The sequence below is a fragment of the Streptomyces sp. AA1529 genome, from assembly GCF_000280905.1.
Taxonomy (GTDB): Bacteria; Actinomycetota; Actinomycetes; order Streptomycetales; family Streptomycetaceae; genus Streptomyces.
The window spans coordinates 1-22,004 of sequence record NZ_ALAP01000023.1 but is presented as its reverse complement, the minus strand read 5'-3'; the positions used below and the strand labels follow the sequence as shown (position 1 = coordinate 22,004).

The 22,004-nt window shown below is 73.7% G+C and carries 22 protein-coding genes; 5 read left to right on the top strand and 17 right to left on the bottom strand.

What is annotated here, in order from left to right; translation table 11 throughout:
- Positions 1-23: 23 nt before the first annotated feature.
- Together A949_RS0107235 and A949_RS0107230 are read right to left on the bottom strand one after the other, a co-directional pair.
- Positions 24-1,208, bottom strand: coding sequence for an acyl-CoA dehydrogenase family protein (locus A949_RS0107235; RefSeq protein ID WP_019355336.1), 1,185 nt, complete (start codon positions 1,206-1,208; stop codon positions 24-26).
- A 43-nt stretch (positions 1,209-1,251) separates the two neighbouring features.
- A complete protein-coding gene (locus A949_RS0107230) occupies positions 1,252-2,988 on the bottom strand; it encodes an MFS transporter (protein WP_019355335.1) in 1,737 nt (578 codons plus the stop codon).
- Positions 2,989-3,307: 319 nt separating this feature from the next.
- On the opposite strand from A949_RS0107230, the gene A949_RS0107225 reads away from it, so the two are divergent.
- Positions 3,308-4,474 carry a glycosyltransferase family 39 protein gene (locus tag A949_RS0107225; protein ID WP_019355334.1) on the top strand — a complete coding sequence of 389 codons (1,167 nt, stop codon included), beginning with the start codon at positions 3,308-3,310 and terminating at the stop codon, positions 4,472-4,474.
- A gap of 294 nt (positions 4,475-4,768) precedes the next feature.
- On the top strand, positions 4,769-5,677 hold the full coding sequence (locus A949_RS32785; RefSeq protein ID WP_037705988.1) for a phosphatase PAP2 family protein: 909 nt from the start codon (positions 4,769-4,771) through the stop codon (positions 5,675-5,677).
- Positions 5,678-5,687: 10 nt separating this feature from the next.
- On the opposite strand, the gene A949_RS0107215 is transcribed toward A949_RS32785, so the two are convergent.
- From A949_RS0107215 to A949_RS32780, 5 genes are all read right to left on the bottom strand, one after another.
- The gene (locus A949_RS0107215) at positions 5,688-5,915 is read right to left on the bottom strand and encodes an I78 family peptidase inhibitor (protein WP_019355332.1); all 228 of its coding nucleotides are present in this window, start codon (positions 5,913-5,915) and stop codon (positions 5,688-5,690) included.
- A 269-nt stretch (positions 5,916-6,184) separates the two neighbouring features.
- The gene (locus A949_RS0107210) at positions 6,185-7,171 is read right to left on the bottom strand and encodes a helix-turn-helix transcriptional regulator (protein ID WP_019355331.1); all 987 of its coding nucleotides are present in this window, start codon (positions 7,169-7,171) and stop codon (positions 6,185-6,187) included.
- A 98-nt stretch (positions 7,172-7,269) separates the two neighbouring features.
- Complete coding sequence (locus tag A949_RS0107205; protein WP_019355330.1) at positions 7,270-8,268, bottom strand: hypothetical protein; 999 nt, start codon at positions 8,266-8,268, stop codon at positions 7,270-7,272.
- Positions 8,265-9,515 (bottom strand): glycosyltransferase family 4 protein, encoded by a 1,251-nt coding sequence (locus tag A949_RS0107200; RefSeq protein ID WP_019355329.1) that lies wholly within the window; start codon positions 9,513-9,515, stop codon positions 8,265-8,267. The genes A949_RS0107205 and A949_RS0107200 overlap by 4 nt, the downstream gene beginning before the upstream one ends.
- A gap of 269 nt (positions 9,516-9,784) precedes the next feature.
- Positions 9,785-10,408 carry a LysM peptidoglycan-binding domain-containing protein gene (locus tag A949_RS32780; RefSeq protein ID WP_106428759.1) on the bottom strand — a complete coding sequence of 208 codons (624 nt, stop codon included), beginning with the start codon at positions 10,406-10,408 and terminating at the stop codon, positions 9,785-9,787.
- 460 nt (positions 10,409-10,868) lie between these two features.
- On the opposite strand from A949_RS32780, the gene A949_RS0107190 reads away from it, so the two are divergent.
- Positions 10,869-11,678, top strand: a complete 810-nt coding sequence (locus A949_RS0107190) for a hypothetical protein (protein ID WP_019355327.1) — start codon at positions 10,869-10,871, stop codon at positions 11,676-11,678.
- A gap of 236 nt (positions 11,679-11,914) precedes the next feature.
- The gene (locus tag A949_RS0107185; protein ID WP_019355326.1) at positions 11,915-12,172 is read left to right on the top strand and encodes a hypothetical protein; all 258 of its coding nucleotides are present in this window, start codon (positions 11,915-11,917) and stop codon (positions 12,170-12,172) included.
- A gap of 53 nt (positions 12,173-12,225) precedes the next feature.
- Here the strand turns inward: A949_RS0107185 and der are convergent, their stop codons facing one another.
- The 5 genes from der to aroH form a co-directional block, all read right to left on the bottom strand.
- The gene (gene der / locus A949_RS0107180) at positions 12,226-13,704 is read right to left on the bottom strand and encodes a ribosome biogenesis GTPase Der (protein WP_019355325.1); all 1,479 of its coding nucleotides are present in this window, start codon (positions 13,702-13,704) and stop codon (positions 12,226-12,228) included.
- A gap of 72 nt (positions 13,705-13,776) precedes the next feature.
- Positions 13,777-14,442: a lysophospholipid acyltransferase family protein gene (locus A949_RS0107175; protein WP_019355324.1), complete on the bottom strand. Its 666-nt coding sequence runs from the start codon at positions 14,440-14,442 to the stop codon at positions 13,777-13,779.
- A complete protein-coding gene (cmk, locus tag A949_RS0107170) occupies positions 14,439-15,173 on the bottom strand; it encodes a (d)CMP kinase (protein WP_037705982.1) in 735 nt (244 codons plus the stop codon). Before cmk ends, A949_RS0107175 begins: the two co-directional genes overlap by 4 nt.
- Positions 15,174-15,366: 193 nt before the next feature.
- Positions 15,367-16,458, bottom strand: a complete 1,092-nt coding sequence (locus A949_RS0107165) for a prephenate dehydrogenase (RefSeq protein WP_019355322.1) — start codon at positions 16,456-16,458, stop codon at positions 15,367-15,369.
- Positions 16,459-16,473: 15 nt separating this feature from the next.
- Positions 16,474-16,836 carry a chorismate mutase gene (gene aroH, locus A949_RS0107160; protein WP_019355321.1) on the bottom strand — a complete coding sequence of 121 codons (363 nt, stop codon included), beginning with the start codon at positions 16,834-16,836 and terminating at the stop codon, positions 16,474-16,476.
- A 133-nt stretch (positions 16,837-16,969) separates the two neighbouring features.
- On the opposite strand from aroH, the gene A949_RS0107155 reads away from it, so the two are divergent.
- Positions 16,970-17,290 (top strand): DUF952 domain-containing protein, encoded by a 321-nt coding sequence (locus A949_RS0107155; protein WP_019355320.1) that lies wholly within the window; start codon positions 16,970-16,972, stop codon positions 17,288-17,290.
- A 121-nt stretch (positions 17,291-17,411) separates the two neighbouring features.
- Here the strand turns inward: A949_RS0107155 and A949_RS0107150 are convergent, their stop codons facing one another.
- The 5 genes from A949_RS0107150 to A949_RS0107130 all read right to left on the bottom strand — a co-directional run.
- Positions 17,412-18,662 carry a pseudouridine synthase gene (locus A949_RS0107150; RefSeq protein WP_019355319.1) on the bottom strand — a complete coding sequence of 417 codons (1,251 nt, stop codon included), beginning with the start codon at positions 18,660-18,662 and terminating at the stop codon, positions 17,412-17,414.
- Positions 18,662-19,438, bottom strand: coding sequence for an SMC-Scp complex subunit ScpB (gene scpB / locus A949_RS0107145; protein ID WP_019355318.1), 777 nt, complete (start codon positions 19,436-19,438; stop codon positions 18,662-18,664). The genes A949_RS0107150 and scpB overlap by 1 nt, the downstream gene beginning before the upstream one ends.
- Entirely contained in the window at positions 19,431-20,546 is a 1,116-nt protein-coding gene (locus A949_RS0107140) for a segregation and condensation protein A (RefSeq protein WP_026004420.1), read from the bottom strand. Before A949_RS0107140 ends, scpB begins: the two co-directional genes overlap by 8 nt.
- 25 nt (positions 20,547-20,571) lie before the next feature.
- Positions 20,572-21,252 (bottom strand): hypothetical protein, encoded by a 681-nt coding sequence (locus A949_RS0107135; protein WP_019355316.1) that lies wholly within the window; start codon positions 21,250-21,252, stop codon positions 20,572-20,574.
- On the bottom strand, positions 21,249-22,004 hold a 756-nt coding region (locus A949_RS0107130; protein ID WP_019355315.1), incomplete at its 5' end, for a ParA family protein. The genes A949_RS0107135 and A949_RS0107130, both read right to left, overlap by 4 nt.

The following is a 22,004-nucleotide window of genomic DNA, read 5'->3' as shown; positions in this document are numbered from 1 at the left end:
CTCCGCAGCGCGGTGGACGCTGCTCAGCCCCGGAAGGCGTCGATGCCGGTCAGTGCCTTCCCCAGCACCAACTGGTGCATCTCCACCGTCCCCTCGTAGGTGAGCACGGACTCCAGGTTGGTGCTGTGCCGCATCACGGGGTACTCCAGCGAGACGCCGTTGGCCCCCAGCACGGTCCGGGCGGTCCGGCAGATCTCGATGGCCTCCCGGGTGTTGTTCAGCTTGCCCAGGCTGATCTGTTCCGGCCGCAGCCGTCCCGCGTCCATCCGCCGCCCCAGGTGGTGCGCGAGCAGCATCCCCTTGTGCAGCTCGACCGCCATGTCGGCCAGCTTGGCCTGGGTGAGCTGGAAGGCGGCCAGCGGCTTGCCGAACTGCTCCCGTTCGGTGGCGTAGGCCAGCGCCGTCTCGAAGCACGACCGCGCGGCGCCCATGGAGCCCCACACGATTCCGTACCGGGCGTGGCTCAGACAGCTCAACGGGCCGCGCAGTCCGCGCGCCTCGGGCAGCACCGCGTCCGCCGGCAGCCGCACCTCGTCCAGGACGAGTTCGCTGGTGACCGAGGCGCGCAGGGACCATTTGTGCTTGATCTCGGGCGCCGAGAAGCCCGGCGCGTCCGTCGGGACCACGAACCCGCGCACCCCCTCCTCGGTGCGGGCCCAGACCACGGCGACCCCGGCGACCGAGCCGTTGGTGATCCACATCTTGCGGCCGGTGAGCACCCAGTCCGTACCGTCGCGCCGGGCGTGGGTCCGCATTCCGCCGGGGTCGGAACCGTGGTCGGGTTCGGTCAGCCCGAAGCAGCCGATCACCTCCCCCGCCGCCATCGGCGGCAGCCAGCGCTGCTTCTGCTCCTCGCTGCCGAACCGGTGGATGGCGTACATCGCCAGCGAGCCCTGGACCGAGACCAGGGAGCGGATACCGGAGTCGGCGGCCTCCAGCTCCAGGCAGGCCAGACCGTACTGCACGGCACTCGCGCCCGCGCATCCGTAGCCGGTCAGGGACATGCCCAGGGCGCCGAGCGAACCCAGTTCCCGGGCGAGTTCCCGGATGCCGGGCAGCTCCCCGCGCTCGTACCAGTCGGCGACATGGGGCAGGACCCGGTCCGCGGCCCAGGAGCGCACGGTGTCGCGCACGGCGCGGTCCTCGTCGCCGAGCAGGTCGTCGATCCCCAGCGGATCGTGCGCGTCGAACGCGGGCAGCGGGCTCATGGGCGGCCTCCGGAAGGGAACGATCACGGATACCGACCAGACGCTACGGCTGGGTAACGCCCCGCGACAAGGGGTTCTCGGCGCGCCCCGGCCGGTCCTCGCGGATCCGGGCCCGCCGCGGGGCACCGGAGGCGGCGCCCGGTCCGGCACCGGAGGCGGCACCGGCCTCCGCGTCGCCGGAGGACTCCTCGCGCACGGCGCCGCCGGCGGTCTCCATCCGCCTGGGCAGCCGCAGCGCCGCCAACGCGCCGAGCAGCAGCAGGCAGGCGCTGACCAGCAGCGTCACATGCAGTCCGGTGACGAACGAGGACCGCGCGGCGGACCGCAGTGCGGCTCCCGGAGCGCCGCCGAGGTGTCCGGCGACCTCGTACGCCTCCCCCAGCGAGTGCGCCGCGTCGGCGCCGGTGCGGTCGGGGAGGCCGAGGCGTCGCGCCGCGTCCCGCACCCCCGGCCCATAGGCGGCGTTCATCACGCTGCCCAGCAGTGCGATGCCGATCCCGGCACCGAGCTGGTAGGCGGTCTCACCGACGGCGGCCGCGCCCCCGGACCGGCCGGGCGGTGCCTCGCTGAGCATGGACTCGTAGCAGCCGAACAGGGTGGTCTCCAGGCCGAAGCCGAGCAGCACGAACCCGCCGACCAGCAGGCCCGGCCGATCGTGCTGGCCCACCCCGGTCAGACACAGCACCGCGGCCGCGGTCACCAGGAAGCCGAGCGCGACCATCGCGCGCGGGCCCAGCAGCGCCAGCAGCCGGGAGCCCAGCAGCCCCGCCGCGATGGCGGCCACGGACAGCGGCAGCAACCGCAGTCCGGTCTCCAGCGGGGAGAGCCCGAGGACGAGCTGCAGATACTGGGCCGCGATCAGCGCCAGTCCGACCAGCGCCAGCACGGTCAGCACGATGCAGCCCACGGAGGTGCCGAAGGCGGCCCGGGTGAGGGTGCCGAAGTCGATTAGCGGATGGGTGCGCCGCCGCTGGCGGCGCACGAACAGCGCGATCAGCACGGCTCCGGCGAGCAGCGGCAGCCAGCACAGCGGGGTGAGCACCTCGCCGCCGCCCGCCTGCTTGACCCCGAGTATCACCCCGAAGAGGCCCAGCGCCGCCATCACGGCGCCCAGGACGTCCCAGGGACCGCCGCTGCCGGTCGCCGACTCGGGCAGCAGCCACCGCCCCACCGGGAGGCTGGCGGCCATCAGCGGAATGTTGACCAGGAAGACCGAGCCCCACCAGAAGTGCTCCAGCAGCGCTCCCCCGACCAGCGGCCCGACCGCCGCGCCCACCGCGGCGACGGCGCTCCAGATACCGACGGCCAGGGCCCGCTCGCGGCGGTCGGGGAAGACCTGGCGCAGTATCGAGAGGGTGGCGGGCATGATCATGGCGCCGCCCACCCCGAGCAGGCCCCGCGCGGCGATCAGCACGTCCGCGGTGGCCGCGTACGCGGCGACGGCGGAGGCGGCGGCGAACAGCGCATAGCCGAACAGCAGCACCCGGCGGGTGCCGATCCGGTCGCCGAGGGTGCCGAAGAGGATCAGCAGCGAGGCGCACACCAGCGGATAGGTGTCCACGATCCACAGCAGCTCGATCGAGCCGGGGCGCAGGTCCTCGGAGACCGCGGGCACGGCGACGTGCAGCACGGTGGCGTCGACGGCCACCAGCAGCAGGCTCGTGCAGAGCACGACGAGCACGACCCAGCGGTTCGCCTCCCGGTCGGGCCGCCGCGCTCCCGGTCCGCTGCCGGGGACGTCCGCCGCCTTCCCCGATATGGCCGAGGTCGTCCCGGACATGTACGCACCTCCTGTTGCTCTCGCACCCGCGGGACGGACCGTGGGGGTGGGGGACGGCTGCCCGGGTCGCTGTCGCACGCGGCCCGATCGGCGTCGGCGTCCGGCCCCGGTGAAGAGGGGCGAGTGCCGGTCAGCGTACGCGAACCGGCACGGGCGTCCAGTGCTCCCCCATCAAACGGAAGGAGCGCCCCCGGTGCGGTTGCCCGACGTGCGGCTGTCCATGACCCCGATTTTCCCGCAGTTTCCGGACACCGGTCGCGCCCGGCCCATCGGCCGCCCGCCGCACCGCGGGCCGGGGGCGTGGCCAATAATCGTCCGAATGACTGACCTCGCCGACCCGGGCACACCCGAGGTGCGCCCCGGGACCACCGGATACGGCGGCCCCCGGCCGCTGCGCGGGCCCGCCGCCGCACTGCTGGCCTACGCAGGCGTGCGCGTGCTGGGCCTGCTCGTGCTGGCGCTGTGGAGCGCGGAGCGGGGTGCGAGCGCGCACACCCTGCTCACCGCGCGCTGGGACTCCCTGTGGTACACCCGGGTCGCCGACGGCCGATACGGCTACCAGGTGCGGCTGCCGGACGGCGGCGTCCATTCCGACCTGGCCTTCTTCCCGCTGCTTCCGGCGCTGGAGCGCGGGCTGTCCGAGCTCTCCCCGCTCACCGCGCCGGACGCGGGCATGCTGGTGAGCTGGCTCTCCTCGCTGGCGGCGGCCTGGGCGCTGTATCTGACGGGCGCACGGCTGCACGGGCACCGCGCGGGAGTCTGCCTGGCGGTGCTGTGGGCGGCGCTGCCGGTCGGCGTGGTGCAGTCGATGGCCTACAGCGAGTCGCTGTTCACCGCGCTGGCCGCCTGGGCGCTGTGGTCGGTGCTGCGGGGCCGGTGGGTGTGGGCGGGCACGCTGGCCGCGCTGGCGGGGCTGACCCGCCCGGTGGGGGCCGCGGTGGTGGCCGCGGTGTGGCTCGCCGCGCTGCTGGAACTGCGGCGCGAGCGGCGCCGGCCGGAGGCGCGCAGGGCGCTGGGACTGCTGCTGGCACCCGTGGGATGGCTCGGGTACGTCGTCTGGGTGGGGTTCCGCACCGGAAGTGTGACCGGGTACCTGGACGTCCAGGGGCAGTGGGGCAACGGCTTCGACGGCGGCTGGGCGTTCGCGGGCTTCGTCCGGGACACCTTCGCGGACACGGCCGCCGGCGGCCTGGGGCTGCTCGCGGGGGTGGCCCTGGTGCTCGGGCTGTACGTGCTGTGCGTGCGGAGCCGGCAGCCCGCGGCGCTGCTGGTGTACACGGGGCTGGTGGTGGCTCTGGCGCTGGGCGCCAAGGGCTACTTCGGCTCCAAGCCCCGGCTGCTGCTGCCCGCCTACCCGCTGCTGCTCCCGGTGGCGGTCGCGCTGGCGCGGTGGCGGCGCGCCGCTGCCGCGGTGCTGCTGTGCGGTCTGGCAGTCGTCTCGGCCTGCTACGGCGCCTGGTGGCTGAACGGTTCCGGACCGCCGTGAGGCCGGCCGGGGCGCACCGGACTACGGGAAGCGCAGGGGGCGTACGCAGGTGCGCGGGCCGCGCCGACGCGCGGAGGAAAGCGGGGTGCACGGACCACTGAATGGTGCGAATTTCCGTCAACCCACGTGTGACGGAAGTCGCTTCACGGTCCCGTCCCGACAATGAATCGGGCCCGGAATCGTGGGGGATAAACAGCGCCCGGACCCGTGCGGGGTGCTTTTGCACATCACATCGGCATCACGAACGGGCCGCCCTCGCCGGACCGGCTCTTCACGGCCGGTAATCTCGATTAGGTGCGTACCGACCGAATCTTCTCCCGGCTGGAGCAGGAGCCTCATCGCCCGCGGGGGCCCTTCCCGCGGATGAGCCCTGTCCGGCTGGGCCTGTTCAGCACCACGGTCGCCTTCTACCTGGCGATCGTGGTCGCCGTGCTGGGCACGACGTGGCTCGTGCAGCTCGACTGGCAGGTCATGCTCTTCCGCCCCTACAAGCAGTGGCCCGCCGTCCACGGGTTCCTGGACGCCTTCGTGGTGCTGGGGCAGCGCGGTCCCACCGCGGTGCTGGTCGCGGCGTGGCTGGGCTGGCGCTCCTGGCGGCAGCGCACGCTGCGCCCGCTGCTGGCCCTGGGGTTCGCGCTGCTGCTGCTCAACGCGTCGGTCGGCGCCGTCAAGATCGGCCTCGGCCGCCTGGGCCCGCACTACGCGACCGAGATCGGCTCGGCCGAACTGTGGGCCGGCGGGGATATATTCCCTTCGGGACACACCGCCAACGCCGTGGTGACCTGGGGCATCCTCGCCTACCTGGCCACCACGCCGCGGGCCCGCAGATGGCTCTCCGTCGTCGCCGCCGTCTTCGCGCTCGGGGTGGGCGCGACCACCGTCTACCTCGGTACGCACTGGGTGAGCGACGTGCTCCTCGGCTGGGCCGCCGGACTGCTGATCCTGCTGGGGCTGCCCTGGTGCGAACCCGCGATCGCGCGGGTGGAGGCCACCGTCCTGGCCTGGCGTGAACGGTTCAGCACGGCGAGCTCACCGCAGGCGGGGGACGCCTCGCCGGCCGCCTCGCCCGCCGCGCAGCCGATGCCCGCGCGGCAACCGCTGGTCGGGGCACGGCTCCCGGCACAGGACTCCGGGAACGGGACCCGCGCTGCGCTGCCGCGCACGGCGGACGAGGCGCGCTCGGCCGCCTCGTCCCGGTCGTGACCGCCGGGCCTCAGCCCGCCCAGCAGCGGACCACCCGGTCGTCCTCGACCGCCAGGTTCAGCCGACCCACCACGTACTCCATGGTGATGATCGCGTCCGGCTCCAGCCGGCGCACGCTCGACCACCCCCGCGCGCGGGCCCGCTGTTCGGCCTCCTGCGCGCCGAGACCCACATAGTCCTCGGGGGCGTCCTGCGGGGTGCCGTCGGGGGGCTGCGGTGCTGCGGATTCCGGTGCCATGGGACCACCGTATGCACCCGGCCGGGGCAGCCGGAAGTCCCGCCTTCGCAGCAGCGGCGTCACACTTGCGTCACAACGCTCCGTGCACGCTCCCCCGTTGCCCGCTTCACTCGTACGTGGCCGCTGCACATCTGTACGCCACGCAATTCGACGAATTCCGCATTCGCTTTCCGTCGGCCGAAACAGAGGCATTGCCGACTGTCCTACGAATTCCGGAACGGTGCGGGAAGCACACTTTAAAACCGTCGGAAGAGCAGCCGAATACCGCGTTACCGCCGCTCTTCCGGCGGATCCGCGGGGACCAGCGCGCGGGCCAGCCGATCGTGCAGCAGACCGATCTGCTCCGCCAGGTCCGCGGGCCCGCGGACCTCGAAGTCGAAGTCGAGCAGGAGCAGATGGACGAGCAGCGTCTCCCGCGAGGCGGCACCGGTCCGCAGCAGGCAGCTGTGCTCGTCGACCGCCTCCAGGGTCCCGGTGGCCAGGGATATCCGCTCGGCCGCCACCGCCACGGGAGCGTGCAGCAGAACCGTGGCCCGCGCCGGATAGGCCCATGTGGACACGCCCTCGGCCACCCAGGCGGCCAGATCCTCGGCGGGCGCCGGCCGGGGCTCGAAGCGCGGTCCGTGCGGCGGAGTCAGGGTGAGGCGGTCGGCCCGGAAAGTCCGCCAGTCGGCGCGCCCGGTGTCCCACGCCACCAGGTACCAGCGGCGGTGCGTGGTCACCAGCCGGTGCGGCTCCACCAGCCGGTGCGAGGAGGCTCCCCCGCGCGCCTCGTACCGGAAGCGCAGCTGCTCGTGGTCGCGGCAGGCGCGGGCGAGCTCGGCGAGCGTACCGGGGTCGGCGGTGGGCCCGCGGTGCGGACCGGTCAGCTGCACGGTGAACTCGTTCAGCGCCGCCACTCTCCGGCGCAGCCGGTCCGGGAGGACCTGTTCCAGTTTGGCGAGGGCCCGCTCCGAGGCGTCCCTGATCCCCTCGACGGCGCCGCCCGCCGCGCCGCGGAGCCCCACGGCGACGGCGACCGCCTCGTCGTCCGCCAGCAGCAGCGGCGGCAGCCGGGCCCCGGCGCCGAGCCGGTAGCCGCCTGCCGTGCCGCTGACGGAGTGGACCGGATAGCCCAGCTCACGCAGCCGGTCCACGTCCCGGCGGACGGTGCGGGGGGTGACACCGAGCTGTCGGGCGAGGTCGCCGCCCGACCGGTCGGGGTGGGCCTGCAGCAGCGAGAGCAGCCGCAGCAGCCGAGCCGAGGTATCCAGCATGGAGCGATTCTGGCAGCACCCGCGTCCGGTCCGCGCCCGGGTTTCGGACCGGACGGGACGGGCCCGGGACCCGCTCGGCACCGTCCCCGCGGCCCGGTTCACTCCGCGCGGTCGATGCGCACCGCCAGGTCGTTGTTGAGCGTGTAGTAGGGCTTCGCGGTGACCGCGACCGGCCCGGCGGCGACCGGCCCGGCCCCGGCCGGTTCCCCGGCGTCCCGGGCGACGGGCTGCGCGGGGTAGGTGAAGATCCGCTTCTTGTCCGGGACGTCGTCCAGGATCCGCGCGACCCGCACCGCCTCGGCCCCTTCGGCGGGGCGCAGCCACAGGTCCCACAGCCGGCCCCCGGCCAGCGCCGCGAACGGCAGCACGGCGGCGAACTCCCGCCGGTCGCCCCCCGGCCCGGCCGCGTCGGCGACCACCGGTTCGGCCGGTCCGCGCCGCGGCCACGCCTCCAGCCGCGCGGTGGCGGAGACCTCAGCGCCGTAGAGCCGTCCGCCGACCTCCAGGGCACCGTCCCGCATCCGCAGGGCGCCCGCCTCGGCGTGCGGCCAGCGCATCCAGGCCCGGACACTGAGGTTGCCGTGCTTGGTGGCGTAGGGGATGCGCACGCCCAGCCAGCCGCGGTTCTCGTGCGGCACCCGGTCCACCAGCGAGCGCAGGTCGTTGACGCCCGGCGAGAGCCTGCGCGGGTCGCGTCCGGCGAGCGCGAGGAAGACGTTCCAGCGCCCTTCGGTCAGCCTGACGGTGCTGGGCAGCGCGGCGCGCAGCGTGCCGGGCTCCGCGTCCTGCACCGGGGTCAGCGGCAGCCGTACCTCTTCCGTCTCGCCCGAGGCGTCCGGGCGGCGGCGCAGCAGCAGTCCCGCGTCCTCGCTCCCGGTCCCGGCTTCGGTGCCGGCGAGTCTCAGGTCGAAGGTGAGGCCACCCGCGCTGTCGGCGGTGCAGTCGGTTGCCGGGCCGCGCTGGGCGGGCTGTGGGGGCACGGGGTCTCCAGCGTCGTGGCGGTGCTCCTCCTCGGCGCCGAGGGGACGAGGGGCGAGCGGGCCGTCGGCGACGGACGCCGCTCCTGTGGTGACGGTCCGGATCGTGCTGCCGCTCATGCTGTGCTTCCTCCCTGGAGCGCCGCCTGCCCGTCGGTCAGCGCGTCCTTGACGGCGTAGGCCCCGCTCAGCAGCGAGGCGCGGGTACGGTGCAGGCCCCGGCTGCCCTTGCCGACGAGGTCGTGGAGTATCGACTCGTAGCGGGCCCCGATGAGCGAGGGGTCGAAGCGCGCGGAGTCGGCAAGCGCGGCCCGGCCCATCCGGCGGCGCAGTTCGTCGTCGTTGATCAGGCCGAGGAGCGCTCCGGCGACGGCGTCCTCGTCGCCCGTCGGCACGAGGCGTCCGTCGACGCCCGGCCGGACGATCTCGGCGGGCCCGTGCGGGCAGTCCGTGGCGACGACGGGCAGGCCGCAGCGCATGGCCTCGACGATGGTCATGCCGAAGGACTCCAGGCTGGAGGTCACGGCCGCTATCGACCCCTTGGCCCACTCCGGCTCGATGGGGTGGATGGGTCCCATCAGGAAGACGTGGTTGTAGAGCCCTAGTTCGTCTATCAGGGAGCGCAGCTCCGGCCGCTCCCGTCCTCCCCCGTAGATCCGCAGCCGCCAGTCCGGCCGCTCGGCCACCACCTTGGCGAAGGCGCGCACCAGCAGGTCGTACCGCTTGGCCGGGGCGAGCCGGCCCGCCGCGACGACCCACTTGCTGGTGCCGTCCGCCGGTTCGACGGCGGGTGCGGGGACGCTGTTGGGCACCGCCTCCACCCGGACTCCGGGCAGCCGCAGCAGCCGGCGGTAGTCGGCGGCGTCGGCCTCGGTGACGGTGGTCAGCGCGTCGAGCCGGGGGTAGACGGTGCGCAGCACGCGTTTGAGGCCGCGCGAGTGCGTCGCGAGAGTGAGGTGCTCCTGTCCCAGTCTGGCGGGCCCGCGCCGGGTCTGGCGGGCGAGGTGGACGTTGAGGCCCGGCCGGGTGCCGATGACGACGTCCGCCTCGGTGCTGCCCAGGTGGTCCCCGATGAGGCGGTCGGTCAACTCGCTGTACATCGGGTACTTGCCGTCGGCCTCCGGGAAGATCCGGGCCGGCCGGGTGTGTTCGGCGCCCAGGCTGTCCGGTGAGCGCACCCCGCGGGTGTCGACGAGAGGGCGCAGCCGCACGCCCGGTCCCGGGTCGAACACCGGCCGGTCCCGGGTCCGGAAGACCGAGACGACTTCGACGTCATGGTGTTCGGCCAGGGAACGGGCCAGGTTGTAGGTGGTACGGACGGTTCCCCCGATGGCGTACCCGTTGTGGAGCAAGAAGGAAATGTGCATTTGTCCCGAGTCCCACGCATCCTCGCGGTCAGTCCCCCTCTGTCCGCCTGTCACCGAGCTAGACCGTTAAGTGCGGTGCAGGGTTGGGTGCGTTGAGCAGGTTGTTTCAGAAGAGTTCTGAATGGTTTTACTTTTGTGACCTGTTGAGGGGAACGAAATCCGTACCCAGGACGTAGCCGACGGTGCCCACGACAACGCGGCGGCCCCGCCAGGCGTACGCCTGGCGGGGCCGCTCCACGCCCGGCCGTCCGGCGGCCGGGCGCGAGTGATCAGACGTCGAGCTTCTGACCGGCGAGGATGAGGTCGGGATCATTCCCGATGACGTCCTTGTTGGCGCGGTAGAGGTCCTTCCAGTCCTTGCCGTGCGCCGCGGCGATCGAGCCGAGGGTGTCACCGCTCTCGACCGTGTAGTTGCCGGACCCGCCGCGTGTGGCACTGCGGCCCGGGTGCGTGGCGGGGCGGTCGCTCGACGGGGAGTCGCTGCGGGGTGCCGACCGCTGCCCGGAGTCCTGCCCGGACTGCGCCGGGCCGGTCGCCCGGGGCGGGGTGCCGGAGGCTCCGGCCTTGACCGAGCAGTTGGGCCAGGCGCCCCAGCCCTGGGCCTGCTGCACCTTGGTGGCGACCGCGATCTGCGCGGCCCTGCTCGCCTTGTCGGCGGTGGGCGCGTAGGCGCCGCCGCCGTACGCACGCCAGGTGCTCGCCGAGAACTGCAGGCCGCCGTAGTAGCCGTTGCCGGTGTCGGTCTGCCAGTTGCCTCCGCTCTCGCACTGGGCGATGCGGTCCCACACTCCGTCGTCGGATGCCGCCGAGGCCGTCGGAGCCGTGGCGGCGAGCAGGGCGAGCGGGGCGGCGAGACCGGCACCCGTGAGCACTGCTGTACGACGCTTGGACAAATCAAACCCTCTCCACGAACCCGGGAGACCCCGTTGCTCCCCCCGTGCGGACCGAGTGGCGGTGGACGCGTCCGGCGCCCGCACTCGGCTCCACCTGTCCCGGGTGGTGCTCGATGCACCGCCGAGGAATGTAGGGAGCACCTCGCCCGAATTGCAACCAGAACACTGTCTTTGCAGGCCATGCACCGGTTACCGGCTATAACAGCGGTTTCAGGACACCCCCCGAACAGGGGCATTCCAGGCAGTAGTTGACAGTCCGGCCCGTCCGCTGTGAGTCAGCTCACCAGTCGAACTCCTGCGCGCTCGACAGGTATTGACGGGGTGTGAACTCTTCTCCCGGTTATGTGACCGGTTGCGTACGAACGGGGGACGCGCACCGGCACCCGCGCGTGACCGCGACCACAGGTCTCCCGTTGTCCAGGCGAACAGGAACCGAAAGCCAGGAGTCCCCGTGTCCCCCATGCTCGATGTCAGCGACGCCGTACGCGCCGAGATCGGCGAAGCCGAAGCCGAGAGGCTGCTCGCCGGAGAGAACGCCCCAGGAGACTACGACTGCACCTCGTGCCGCGCCCGGGGCAACACCGGCCAGGAGCGCACCAGCACCGTGCTGTTCGTCGGCGAGGAGACCGCGGTCCTCGCCTTCGCCCACGCGGCCTGCATCCCCTCCCAGGTGGTGACCGTCGCCGAGGACCAGCTCCAGGGCGCGGTACGCACCCTCTCCGCGCCCGAGTCCGCCCCGGCCGGGCCGCCGCCCGCCGTCCCCTCGCCCGCCGCCGAACCCGGGACGGGACAGCGCCAGGCGGTGCTGGGCATCACCTGCGGCCAGGTCCTCATCGACGGCACCGCGCGCTCCGCGCTCGTGGTGGAGCCCACCGGCCCGATCGCCCGCCCGGGATCGGACGGCCCGGGCGACGACTTCCTGCCGCTGCTGATCGAGCAGGGCTTCATGCCCGTCACCGACGTGGAGCTGCCGCCCGCTCCGGTGGCCGGGTGGTCGGTGCTGGTGGCCATGGGTCAGCTGCACGCCGTCTTCCAGCCTCCCGCCACCCCCGGCGGGCAGCCGGTCGCCTGGTGGCAGGCGCACCAGCCGCTCGCCGTCACCGAGGGCTGGCGCACGGCGGCCGCCAAGAGCCACACGGTCGTGGTCTACGCCGCCCCCGCGGGCTCCATCGGCCAGCAGCCGCGCGAGGACCTGCTGCGGGAAGCACTGGAGAAGGCGGCGGCCGGCGGCGTGCTGGTGGCCGGCACGATGCCGCTGACCGGCACATGAGCCGCTCCCCGCACAGCCGCGGGCCGTGCTCCCGGCACCTCCCGGCGGCGGGGGGCGGGAGCACGGACACCCCCGGACAACTGGTGCGATCCGGTCATTCGCCACACGGGGCCGCATCCGGTGTGCCGCACGGTCGTTGGGCAGACGTGCAGCAATACGAGCCTCTCCGAGCCCATCACCCGCATCTCGGCCACGGCCGCGCCGTGAGCGCCTCCGGGGCCCCCGCCGTACCCCGGATGCGGGCGCCGTTCAGCTCGTCCCCCGAGGGGGCCACCCCCATCTACGACTCGCTGTACGCGGAGTACCGCAGACTCTTCCGCGCCCTGCCGGGAGACCGCTCCGGCGAGGAGGAGCTGCGCTTCGAGGGGTTCGGCACGGCGCACGGCATCGGGTCCGGCTCCTGGAGCGGCCAGGAGTCCCCGGCCGCCTGGCACACCCCCGCCTGGCAGCTTCCGGCGCTGCCCCCGGCACCCCGCCACGGCCCTCACCGCTGACGGCACCCGCCGGAACCCGGCCCCGGGTTCCGGCGGATCGGCGTCCGGAGCGGCTACTTCTTGCGGCCGCGCTTCTCGCGCACCCGGACCGAGATCTGGACCGGAGTCCCCTCGAAGCCGAACTCCTCGCGCAGCCGCCGCTCCACGAAGCGCCGGTAGCCGGCCTCCAGGAAGCCCGAGGCGAACAGCACGAAGCGCGGCGGGCGGGTACCGGCCTGGGTGCCGAAGAGGATGCGCGGCTGCTTCCCGCCGCGGACCGGATGCGGGTGCGCGGCGACGATCTCGCCGAGGAAGGCGTTGAGCTTGCCCGTCGGGACCCGCGTCTCCCAGCTCTCCAGGGCCGTCTCGATCGCCGGCACCAGCTTCTCCACATGCCGCCCGGTGCGTGCCGAGACGTTGACGCGGGGCGCCCAGCGCACCTGGACGAGGTCCCGCTCGATCTCCCGTTCCAGGTAGTAGCGGCGCTCCTCGTCCAGGGTGTCCCACTTGTTGTAGGCCAGCACCACGGCCCGGCCGGAGTCCACCGCCATGGTGATGATGCGCAGATCCTGCACGCTGATCGACTCGCTGACGTCGATCAGCACGACGGCGACCTCGGCCTTCTCCAGCGCCGCCGCGGTACGCAGCGAAGCGTAGTAGTCGGCACCCTCGGCCATGTGGACCCGCCGCCGGATACCCGCCGTGTCCACGAACTTCCAGGTCCGGCCGCCGAGTTCGATCAGCTCGTCCACCGGGTCGCGGGTGGTGCCGGCCTCCTCGTTGACGACGACGCGCTCCTCGCCCGCCACCTTGTTCAGCATCGAGGACTTGCCCACGTTGGGACGGCCGATGAGCGCGACCCGGCGCGGGCCGCCCAACGGGACGCCGTCGAAGTTCTGCCGGGGCGCCTCGGGCAGGGCCTTGAGCACCTCGTCCAGCATGTCGCCCGTACCGCGCCCGTGCAGGGCCGAGACGGGGTGCGGCTCGCCCAGGCCCAGCGACCACAGATAGGCAGCGTCGGCCTCTCCCGAGGGGCCGTCGACCTTGTTGGCACACAGCACCACGGGCTTGCCCGCGCGGCGCAGCAGCTTGACGACCGCCTCGTCGGTGTCGGTGGCGCCGACGACCGCGTCCACCACGAACACCACCGCGTCGGCGGCTTCGACGGCGAACTCGGCCTGCGCGGCGACGGAGGCGTCGATGCCGAGGACGTCCTGCTCCCAGCCTCCGGTGTCGACGACCTTGAACCGGCGGCCCGCCCACTCCGCCTCGTAGGTCACCCGGTCCCGGGTGACACCCGGCCGGTCCTCGACCACGGCCTCGCGGCGGCCGATGATCCGGTTCACCAGGGTCGACTTGCCCACGTTGGGCCGGCCGACGACGGCGAGGACGGGCAGCGGCCCGTGCCCCGCCTCGCCGAGCGCGCCCTCGACCTCGTCCTGGTCGAAGCCCTCCTCGGTGGCGAGCTCCATGAACTCGGCGAACTCGGCGTCACCCAGCTCACCGTGGCCGTGCTCGGTGCCGTCGTCGGCGGGGTGCATCTGGTCGTTCATGACGTCTCGTCCTCGTCGTTCAGCGGGTCTGTGCGGCTGCCGCGAAGGGTGCGGCCGCCGGTGGTACGCGGGTCAGGGTCCGGCGCGGCCGGTGAGCCGCCTGGCCTCGGTCAGATGCCCGGCGAGCCGTTCCTGGAGCCGTACGGTGGCCTCGTCCAGCGCCGTCCTGGTCCGGCGGCCGGAGCCGTCGCCCACGGTGCACGGATCACCGAAGACCACGTCGACCCGGCCGCGCAGCGGCGGCAGCGCCCGTATCACCCGGCCGGGGCGGTCCGAACTGCCGAGCACCGCGACCGGGACGACGGGCGCACCGGAGCGCAGCGCGAAGTAGGCGAGCCCGCCGCGCAGCGCGGCGAAGTCGCCCTCGCCGCGGGTGCCCTCCGGGAAGATCCCCAGCGCCCCGCCCTGCTTCAGCACCGCCAGTGCGCCGGTGACCGCCGTGCGGTCGGCGCCGCCGCGGTCGACCTCGAGCTGGCCGATACCGCGCAGGAACGGGTCGAGCGGACCGACGAACGCCTCCTTCTTGATCAGGAAGTGCACCGGCCGCGGTGCGGTCCCCATCAGCATGGGTCCGTCGATGTTGTGCGCGTGGTTGACCGCGAGGATCACCGGGCCGCTCGCCGGCACCCGCCAGGCGCCCAGCACCCGGGGGCGCCACAGGGTGTACATCAGCCCGATGCCGATCCGGCGGCCGACGGCGGCGCCCCGCTCGCTCGCGGCGGAGTCGGATCCCGTCACCTGGCGGCCTTCTCCCGGTCCTGCGCGGGACCCTCCTTGTCCGCCGCCGCCTTCTCCACGAGGGTGACGACGCACTCGACGACCTGCTCCAGGGCCAGCTCGGTGGTGTCCACCTCGACGGCGTCGTCGGCCTTCTTCAGCGGGGAGGTCTTGCGGCTGGAGTCCGCCCGGTCGCGTGCGGTCAGCGCCTGCTGGGTGGCGGCCAGGTCGCCGACGGAGGTGCCGTCGGCGGTCTTGAGCTCGCCGTTCCGCCGTGCGGCACGCGCCTCGGGAGATGCGGTGAGGAAGACCTTCAGGTCCGCGTCGGGCAGCACCGTGGTGCCGATGTCCCGGCCCTCGACGACGATCCCGCCGCGCGCCTCCGCCGCGATCGTCCGCTGGAGCCCGGTAATCCGCTCCCGCACCTCGGGCACCGCGCTGACCGCGCTGACCGCGGCGGTGACCTCCTGGGTGCGGATCGGGCCGGAGGCGTCCGCGCCGTCGGCCGAGATCGCCGGGGAGAGCGGGTCGGTGCCCGAGACGATGCTGGGCTTGCCCGCCGCGGCCGCGACGGCGTCGGCGTCGGCGGTGTCGACGCCGTTGTTCAGCATCCACCAGGTGATCGCCCGGTACTGGGCCCCGGTGTCGAGGTAGCTCAGCCCCAGCCGGGCCGCGACGGCCTTGGACGTGCTCGACTTGCCCGTGCCGGAGGGGCCGTCGATGGCGACAATCACTGCCGGGGTTGCAGACACGGTTGTGGGCACCTTTCGTGGGTCTGAGGCTCGCGCGCGGCGCACAGGAACGGACGGGACCGCCCTGGGTCCCCGCACCAGGCTACCGGCTGCCACGGACACGCCAGGCCGCGCGTCCGGCCCCCGGCGCCGCCCGCGGGGCGGCCCCGGCCGGGTCCGGGCGGGCGCCCGGGGCCCGCCGGGCCCCGCGGTCTCACTGCCGCAGGGACCAGCCGCGTTCGCGCAGCGCCTGCTCCAGCACCGGCACCGCACCCGGCTCCACCATGAGCTGCATCCGGCCGGCCTGCTGCCCGGTCGCGTGCTCGATGCGGACGTCCTCGATGTTCACGCCCACCGATCCCGCGTCGGCGAAGATCCTGGCGAGCTGCCCCGGGCGGTCGCTGATCAGCACCGTCACCGTCTCGTAGACGGTCGGCGCCTGACCGTGCTTGCCCGGGACCCGGGCCCGTCCCGCGTTGCCGCGGCGCAGCAGCTCCGCGACGCCCGCGGTGCCGCTGGAGCGCTTCGTCTCGTCGGCCGACTCCAGCTCGCGCAGCGCCCGTACGGCGGTGTCCAGGTCGGTGGCGACCGCGGCGAGGATGTCGGCCACCGGGCCCGGGTTCGCGGCGAGGATGTCCACCCACATCGCCGGGTCGGATCCGGCGATCCGGGTCACGTCCCGGATGCCCTGGCCGCACAGGCGCACATCGGTCTCGGCGGCCTCCTCGAGCCGCGCCGCGACCAGGGTCGAGAGGAGCTGCGGGGTGTGCGAGACCAGCGCGACGGCCCGGTCGTGCGCATCCGCGTCCATCACCACCGGCACCGCTCCGCAGAGCGCGATCAGCTCCAGCGCGAGGTTGAGCACCTCCGTGTCGGTGCCCTGGGTGGGGGTGAGCACCCAGGGGCGCCCCTCGAACAGGTCGGCCGAGGCGGCCAGCGGGCCGGACTGCTCGCGGCCGGACATGGGGTGGCTGCCCAGGTAGGTCGTCAGGTCGCCGCCCCGCTCCAGCAGCTGACGGCGCGGGCCGCCCTTGACGCTGCCCACGTCGATGACGCCGCGGGCCAGCCCGGCACGCTGCACCTCGGCCACGGTCGCGGCCAGGTGCGCCGGCGGCACGGCCACGATCGCCAGGTCGACGGGTGAGCCGGGGGCCGGTTCCTCGCCGGTTCCGGCGCCCAGCGCGACGGCCGTGCGGACCCGCTCCGGATCGCGGTCGCGCAGGTGCACCTCGACGCCCCGCGCGGAGAGGGCCAGCGCGGCCGAGGTGCCGATGAGTCCCGTACCGAGCACGAGGGCGGTGCGCATTGCCGTGGGGTGTCCTTACTGGGCGATGTCCTTGCGGAGGGCGGCTGCGGCGCCCAGATAGACGTGCTGGACGCCGGACCTGGGCAGCTCGGTCTCCGTGTGAGCAAGGATACGGACCACCCGGGGCATCGCACCCGCGACCTGGAGTTCCTGCGCGCAGATCAGCGGCACGTCCGCGATGCCCAGCTTGCGGGCCGCGGCGGCGGGGAAGTCGCTGTGCAGGTCCGGGGTGGCGGTGAACCAGATGCTGATCAGGTCCTCGGTGGAGAGGCTGTTGCGCTCCAGCACCTCGGTCAGCAGTTCCCCGACCCGCTCGTTCATGTGTCCGGCCTCGTCCCGGTCGAGCTGGACGGCCCCCCGCACCGCACGCACCGCCACCGCCGCTCGCCCCTTTCCGACCCGTCGCCGGTCCCGATCCCCTGCCGGCCGCCTGCCCGGCGGGGGCCAGGGTAGGTACGTTCCAGCGCGGATGTCCGGGCCGCCCGCACAGTGAGACGGTACAAGTGGAGGCATGCTCTTCCACGTGGTCCCGCTCGACGACTGGTTGCTCGCCCCGGACCGTCCGTACGCACCGCGCGCGCTGGCCGAGGACGGGTTCATCTCCTGCACGCCCGACGAGAAGCAGGCGCTGGCCGTGGCCGACGCGCGCTTCCGCGAGGCGGTGGGGCCGCTGATGGCCCTCATGATCGACGAACGGCGGCTGGACGCCCGCGTCTGCTGGGACCCGGCGCCGCGGATCCACGGCCGGGTGAACCGGTCCGCCGTGGCGGGCATGCTGGAGGTGCGGCGCGACGACGAGGGCCGGGCCGTCGATCTGGCGCTGTGGTCCTGAGCACCCCGGGCCCGCCCGCTCCCGGCGGCCGGGCGCGGGGTGCGCTCCGGGAGCCGGTGGCGCGGGGCCGGGTGCCCGCGGCCCGGGCAGGCCCTCCGCGACCGCGGAGAGCCGCGCGCCGCTACAGGCCGACCTCGCCCATCAGCATGCCGACCTCGGTGTTGGTGAGGCGGCGGAGCCAGCCGGACTTCTGGTCGCCCAGCGCGATGGGGCCGAAGCGGGTGCGCACCAGCCGCTCCACCGGGAACCCGGCCTCGGCCAGCATGCGCCGCACGATGTGCTTGCGCCCCTCGTGCAGCGCGACCTCGACCAGGTAGTTCTTCCCGGTGTTCTCCACGACCCGGAAGTGGTCGGCGCGCGCGTAGCCGTCGTCGAGCCGGATCCCGGACTTCAGCTGCTTGCCCAGGTCCCGGGGCAGCGGGCCCTGGATGGCGGCCAGGTAGGTCTTGGTCACGCCGTATCGCGGATGGGTGAGCCGGTGGGCCAGCTCACCGTGGTTGGTGAGCAGGATGATCCCCTCGGTCTCGGTGTCGAGACGGCCCACGTGGAAGAGCCGGGTCTCCCGGTTCTGGACGTAGTCGCCCAGGCACTGGCGGCCGTCGGGGTCCTCCATGGAGGCGACGACCCCGGCGGGCTTGTTCAGTGCGAAGAAGAGGTACGACTGGGTGGCGATGGTCAGCCCGTCGACCTTGATCTCGTCCTTCTCCGGGTCGACGCGCAGCCCCTGCTCCCGGACGATCTCGCCGTTGACCTCGACCCTGGCCTGCTCGACCAGTCCCTCGCAGGCGCGGCGGGAGCCCATGCCCGCACGTGCCAGCACCTTCTGCAGGCGCTCGCCCTCCACCTCGCCGAACGTCTTGGGGAGCTTGACCGGGGGCTTGCTGTGCCGGGCCCGGTTGCGCTCCTCGATCTGCGCCTCGTACTCGCGGGGGCGTGCGGGCGCCGAGGCCCGGCGGGCGCGTGCCTTGGGGGCGCCGCTCTTGGTCACGTCCTTGCGCACGTTGCCCTTGCCGCCGGGCTTGCCGCCCTGGCCCTTGGCGGAGCCGCCCTGCCCCTTCGGGGCGCCGGGCTTCGCCTTCGGGGCGCCGGGCTTGGCCTTCGGGGCGCCGGGCCTGCCGCCGCCGGACCCGGAGGTGCCGGACCCGGAGGTGCCGGACCCGGAGCCGCCCTGGGGGTAGCGGCGCTCCTCGGGGCGCGGCGGCCGGGAGTCCGCGGACTGCTGCCGCCCCCGCTGCCCGCCCTGGCCCTGCCGGCCGCCGGAGGCGCCCTGCCCGCGCCGGGCGCCCTGCCCGCGGCCTTCCTGGCCGGAGCGGCTCGCGCCGCCCTGGTTGCCGCCTCGGTTTCCGCCGGTGTTCCTGCCGCTGCTTCGCATCAATGTTCCGTCTGGGAGTCGGGGGAAGGATCGTCTACGTCGAACGACGGCATACCTTCCTGGGTCTCCCCCTCGACGGCCTCCGCTTCCGGGAGGAAGGGCGCCAGCTCCGGAAGCTCGTCCAGGCCGCGCAGGCCCATCCGCTCCAGGAAGTAATGCGTCGTCCTGTAAAGGATCGCACCTGTCTCGGGTTCCGTGCCCGCCTCCTCCAGCAGACCGCGCTGGAGCAGGGTGCGCATCACGCCGTCGCAGTTCACACCGCGGACGGCGGAGACCCTCGAGCGGCTGACCGGCTGCCGGTAGGCGACGACGGCGAGGGTCTCCAGCGCCGCCTGGGTCAGCCGGGCCTGCTGACCGTCCAGCACGAAGCGCTCCACCGCGTCCGCGTAGTCGCTGCGGGTGTAGAACCGCCAACCGCCCGCGACCAGCCGCAGCTCGAAGCCGCGGCCCTCGACGGTGTACGCGTCGGCCAGCTCGCGCAGCGCGTCCGACACCTCGCGCGGGCGCCGCTCCAGGACCTTGGCCAGGTGCTCGGGGGTGGCGGGCTCGTCGACGACCATCAGCACCGCCTCCAGCGCGGGCTTCAGAGCCAGCTCCGCGACACCGTCGCTCCCGGCGGGCTCCGCCTCCGCGCCGCGCTCCTCCTCGGCCTCCTGCACCTCGTAGGTCTCCGCGCGGCTCTCCTCCGGACCTTCGGCCGCCCGCTCCGGAGCCTCGCCCTCCGCCGCTCCGGGGGTCCCGCCGGTTCCGGCCCGGTCGCCGACCGCTTCAGTCATCCTTGCGCTCTCCTGGCTCCTGGTCGAACTCGTCGGTCACCAGCGGTGTCCCGTCCCCGGCGTCCGCGGTGCCGCTCCATCTGACGAGGAGCGCGCCCAGCGCCTCGTCCTGGTCCAGTGCGACGGCCCGCTCCCGGTACAGCTCCAGCAGCGCGAGGAAGCGGGCGACGACGGTGAGGGTGTCGGGGGCGTCCCGGGTCAGCTCCTGGAAGCTGGCCTCGCCCCGCTCCCGCAACCGCGCCACGACCACCTCGGCCTGCTCCCGGACGCTGACCAGCGGCGCGTGGATGTGCTCGACGTACACCTGCGGCTTGGGCTTGGGCCGCATCGCCTTGACGGCCAGCCTGGCGAATCCCTCCGGGCCGACGCTGAGGGCCACCTCGGGCAGCAGCTCGGCGTGGTGCGGCTCCAGCCCGACGGTGCGCGGGTGGCGCCGGGCCTCCGCGTCCAGCCGGGCCGCGAAGATGTTCGCGATCTCCTTGTAGGCGCGGTACTGGAGCAGCCGTGCGAAGAGCAGGTCCCGGGCCTCCAGCAGCGCCAGGTCCGCCTCGTCCTCCACCTCGGCCTGCGGGAGCAGCCGGGCGGCCTTCAGGTCGAGCAGCGTGGCCGCGACGACGAGGAACTCGGTGGTCTGGTCGAGGTCCCACTCGGGGCCCATGGCGTGGATGTGGGCCATGAACTCGTCGGTGACCCGGGAGAGGGCGACTTCGGTGACGTCCAGCTTGTGTTTGGAGATGAGCTGGAGCAACAGGTCGAAGGGGCCCTCGAAGTTGTCGAGGACGACCCTGAACCGCCCGTCGTCGGCCTCCTGCTCGCCCTCGGCGGCTGCGGCCGGCCCGGCGGGGCCTTCGGGGCGCGCTTCTCCGGCGGCCGGTCCGGCGGCTTCTTCCGGGTCGCCGGACGGTTCGCCGGGCTCCGGTGCAGGTGCGGCATGTTCCGCCGGTACCGGAGCGGGCGGCGCGCTGTGCGCCACGGGTGCCGGTACGGGCGCCGCGGGCTCATCGGGACTCCCGACGGCGGCGGGCTCCGCCTCGTACGCCGTCCCGGGCCCCCGCCCCAGCGGTCGGCGGGAGCCCCGGCTGCGGAGTGCGTCGTCAGGAGTGGGCATCGCAGGCAGCGTACTGGCAAGCAGGTCAGCGCCCGCGCAACCGCCGTACGAGAATGCTCGCGTCTCCGCGGGATTCGAGGTCGGCCAGTACGACGGCCACGGCCTCGCGCACGATCCGCCCCCGGTCGACGGCGAGTCCGTGTTCGCCGCGCAGCACCAGCCGGGCGTGTTCGAGGTCCATCAGTTCCTCGGCCGAGACATAGACGGTGATCTTCTCGTCGTGCCGCTCGCGCCCGCTGGGGCGGCGGGCGGCCCGGCTGCGGCGGGAGGTCGCCGGTGCGGCGGAGGCCGTCGGGGAGGCCGTTCCCGAAGCACCGGACGGCTGACGTCCCTTGGCGGCACCACCGCGGCGCCCGGTGCGCTCGCCGGGCGCCGGGCCCGCCTGTTGGGGCGGTGCGCTCCGCTGGTCGTCGGCCGTGGCCGTGCCGCGCGCACCGCGCGGGGTGCGCCGTGCACCGCCGGGCTCGCCGCCGGACTCGTCGGCCGCGGAGCGCTGGGCACCGCCGGTCTCCGGAACCGGCTCGGAGGCGGGAGCGGGCACCCTGGGAGCGACGGGGCCGGCCGCGGCCGGGCCCGCCGAAGGCTGCGCCGGGGTCTCCCCGTTCGCCTGGCCGACCTGCGCGGACCGCTCCTCCTGCGGCGCGGACGGCTGTACGGCGGCGCCGCCTGTCGTACGGAACAATTCGTCGGCTGCCGGGAGACTCACTCGGCGTGGCACCGGGCGAGCACCTCCCTGGCGAGCTGGCGATATGCGGCGGCGCCGACGGAGTTGGAGGCGTACGTCGTGATCGGCTCACCCGCGACGGTGGTCTCGGGGAAGCGGACGGTGCGCCCGATGACGGTGTGGTAGACGTTGTCGTCGAACGCCTCGACCACCCGGGCGAGCACCTCGCGGCTGTGCACGGTCCGCGAGTCGTACATCGTGGCCAGGATGCCGTCCAGCTCCAGTTCCGGGTTGAGCCGCTCCTGGACCTTCTCGATCGTCTCGGTCAGCAGGGCGACTCCGCGCAGTGCGAAGAACTCGCACTCCAGCGGGACGATCACCTTGTGCGCCGCGGTGAGCGCGTTGACCGTGAGCAGGCCGAGCGAGGGCTGGCAGTCGATGACGATGAAGTCGTAGTCGTTGAGCAGCGGGCCCAGCGCGCGCTGCAGCGTCGACTCGCGGGCCACCTCGCTGACGAGCTGCACCTCGGCCGCCGACAGGTCGATGTTGCTGGGCAGCAGGTCCATCCCGGCCACCGCGGTCTTCAGCAGCACCTCGTCGGGGGCCAGGCCGCGCTCCATCAGGAGGTTGTAGACCGTCAGGTCCAGTTCCATCGGATTGACGCCGAGACCGACCGAGAGAGCACCCTGCGGGTCGAAGTCGACCAGCAGCACGCGTCGTCCGTACTCCGCGAGCGCCGCACCCAGGTTGATGGTCGAGGTCGTCTTGCCGACGCCGCCCTTCTGGTTGCACAT

Excerpts from the sequence above, each read along its gene's own strand:
- der (WP_019355325.1), bottom strand. The coding sequence starts at position 13,704 with ATGAACGACCAGATGCACCCCGCCGACGACGGCACCGAGCACGGCCAC.
- A949_RS0107205 (WP_019355330.1), bottom strand. The coding sequence starts at position 8,268 with ATGAGCGGCAGCACGATCCGGACCGTCACCACAGGAGCGGCGTCCGTC.
- A949_RS0107200 (WP_019355329.1), bottom strand. The coding sequence starts at position 9,515 with ATGCACATTTCCTTCTTGCTCCACAACGGGTACGCCATCGGGGGAACC.
- A949_RS0107230 (WP_019355335.1), bottom strand. The coding sequence starts at position 2,988 with ATGTCCGGGACGACCTCGGCCATATCGGGGAAGGCGGCGGACGTCCCC.
- A949_RS0107165 (WP_019355322.1), bottom strand. The coding sequence starts at position 16,458 with ATGCGCACCGCCCTCGTGCTCGGTACGGGACTCATCGGCACCTCGGCC.
- A949_RS0107140 (WP_026004420.1), bottom strand. The coding sequence starts at position 20,546 with ATGCCCACTCCTGACGACGCACTCCGCAGCCGGGGCTCCCGCCGACCG.
- A949_RS0107150 (WP_019355319.1), bottom strand. The coding sequence starts at position 18,662 with ATGCGAAGCAGCGGCAGGAACACCGGCGGAAACCGAGGCGGCAACCAG.
- A949_RS0107185 (WP_019355326.1), top strand. The coding sequence starts at position 11,915 with ATGCGGGCGCCGTTCAGCTCGTCCCCCGAGGGGGCCACCCCCATCTAC.
- A949_RS0107210 (WP_019355331.1), bottom strand. The coding sequence starts at position 7,171 with ATGCTGGATACCTCGGCTCGGCTGCTGCGGCTGCTCTCGCTGCTGCAG.
- A949_RS0107225 (WP_019355334.1), top strand. The coding sequence starts at position 3,308 with ATGACTGACCTCGCCGACCCGGGCACACCCGAGGTGCGCCCCGGGACC.
- A949_RS0107235 (WP_019355336.1), bottom strand. The coding sequence starts at position 1,208 with ATGAGCCCGCTGCCCGCGTTCGACGCGCACGATCCGCTGGGGATCGAC.
- A949_RS0107190 (WP_019355327.1), top strand. The coding sequence starts at position 10,869 with ATGCTCGATGTCAGCGACGCCGTACGCGCCGAGATCGGCGAAGCCGAA.
- scpB (WP_019355318.1), bottom strand. The coding sequence starts at position 19,438 with ATGACTGAAGCGGTCGGCGACCGGGCCGGAACCGGCGGGACCCCCGGA.
- A949_RS0107155 (WP_019355320.1), top strand. The coding sequence starts at position 16,970 with ATGCTCTTCCACGTGGTCCCGCTCGACGACTGGTTGCTCGCCCCGGAC.
- A949_RS0107215 (WP_019355332.1), bottom strand. The coding sequence starts at position 5,915 with ATGGCACCGGAATCCGCAGCACCGCAGCCCCCCGACGGCACCCCGCAG.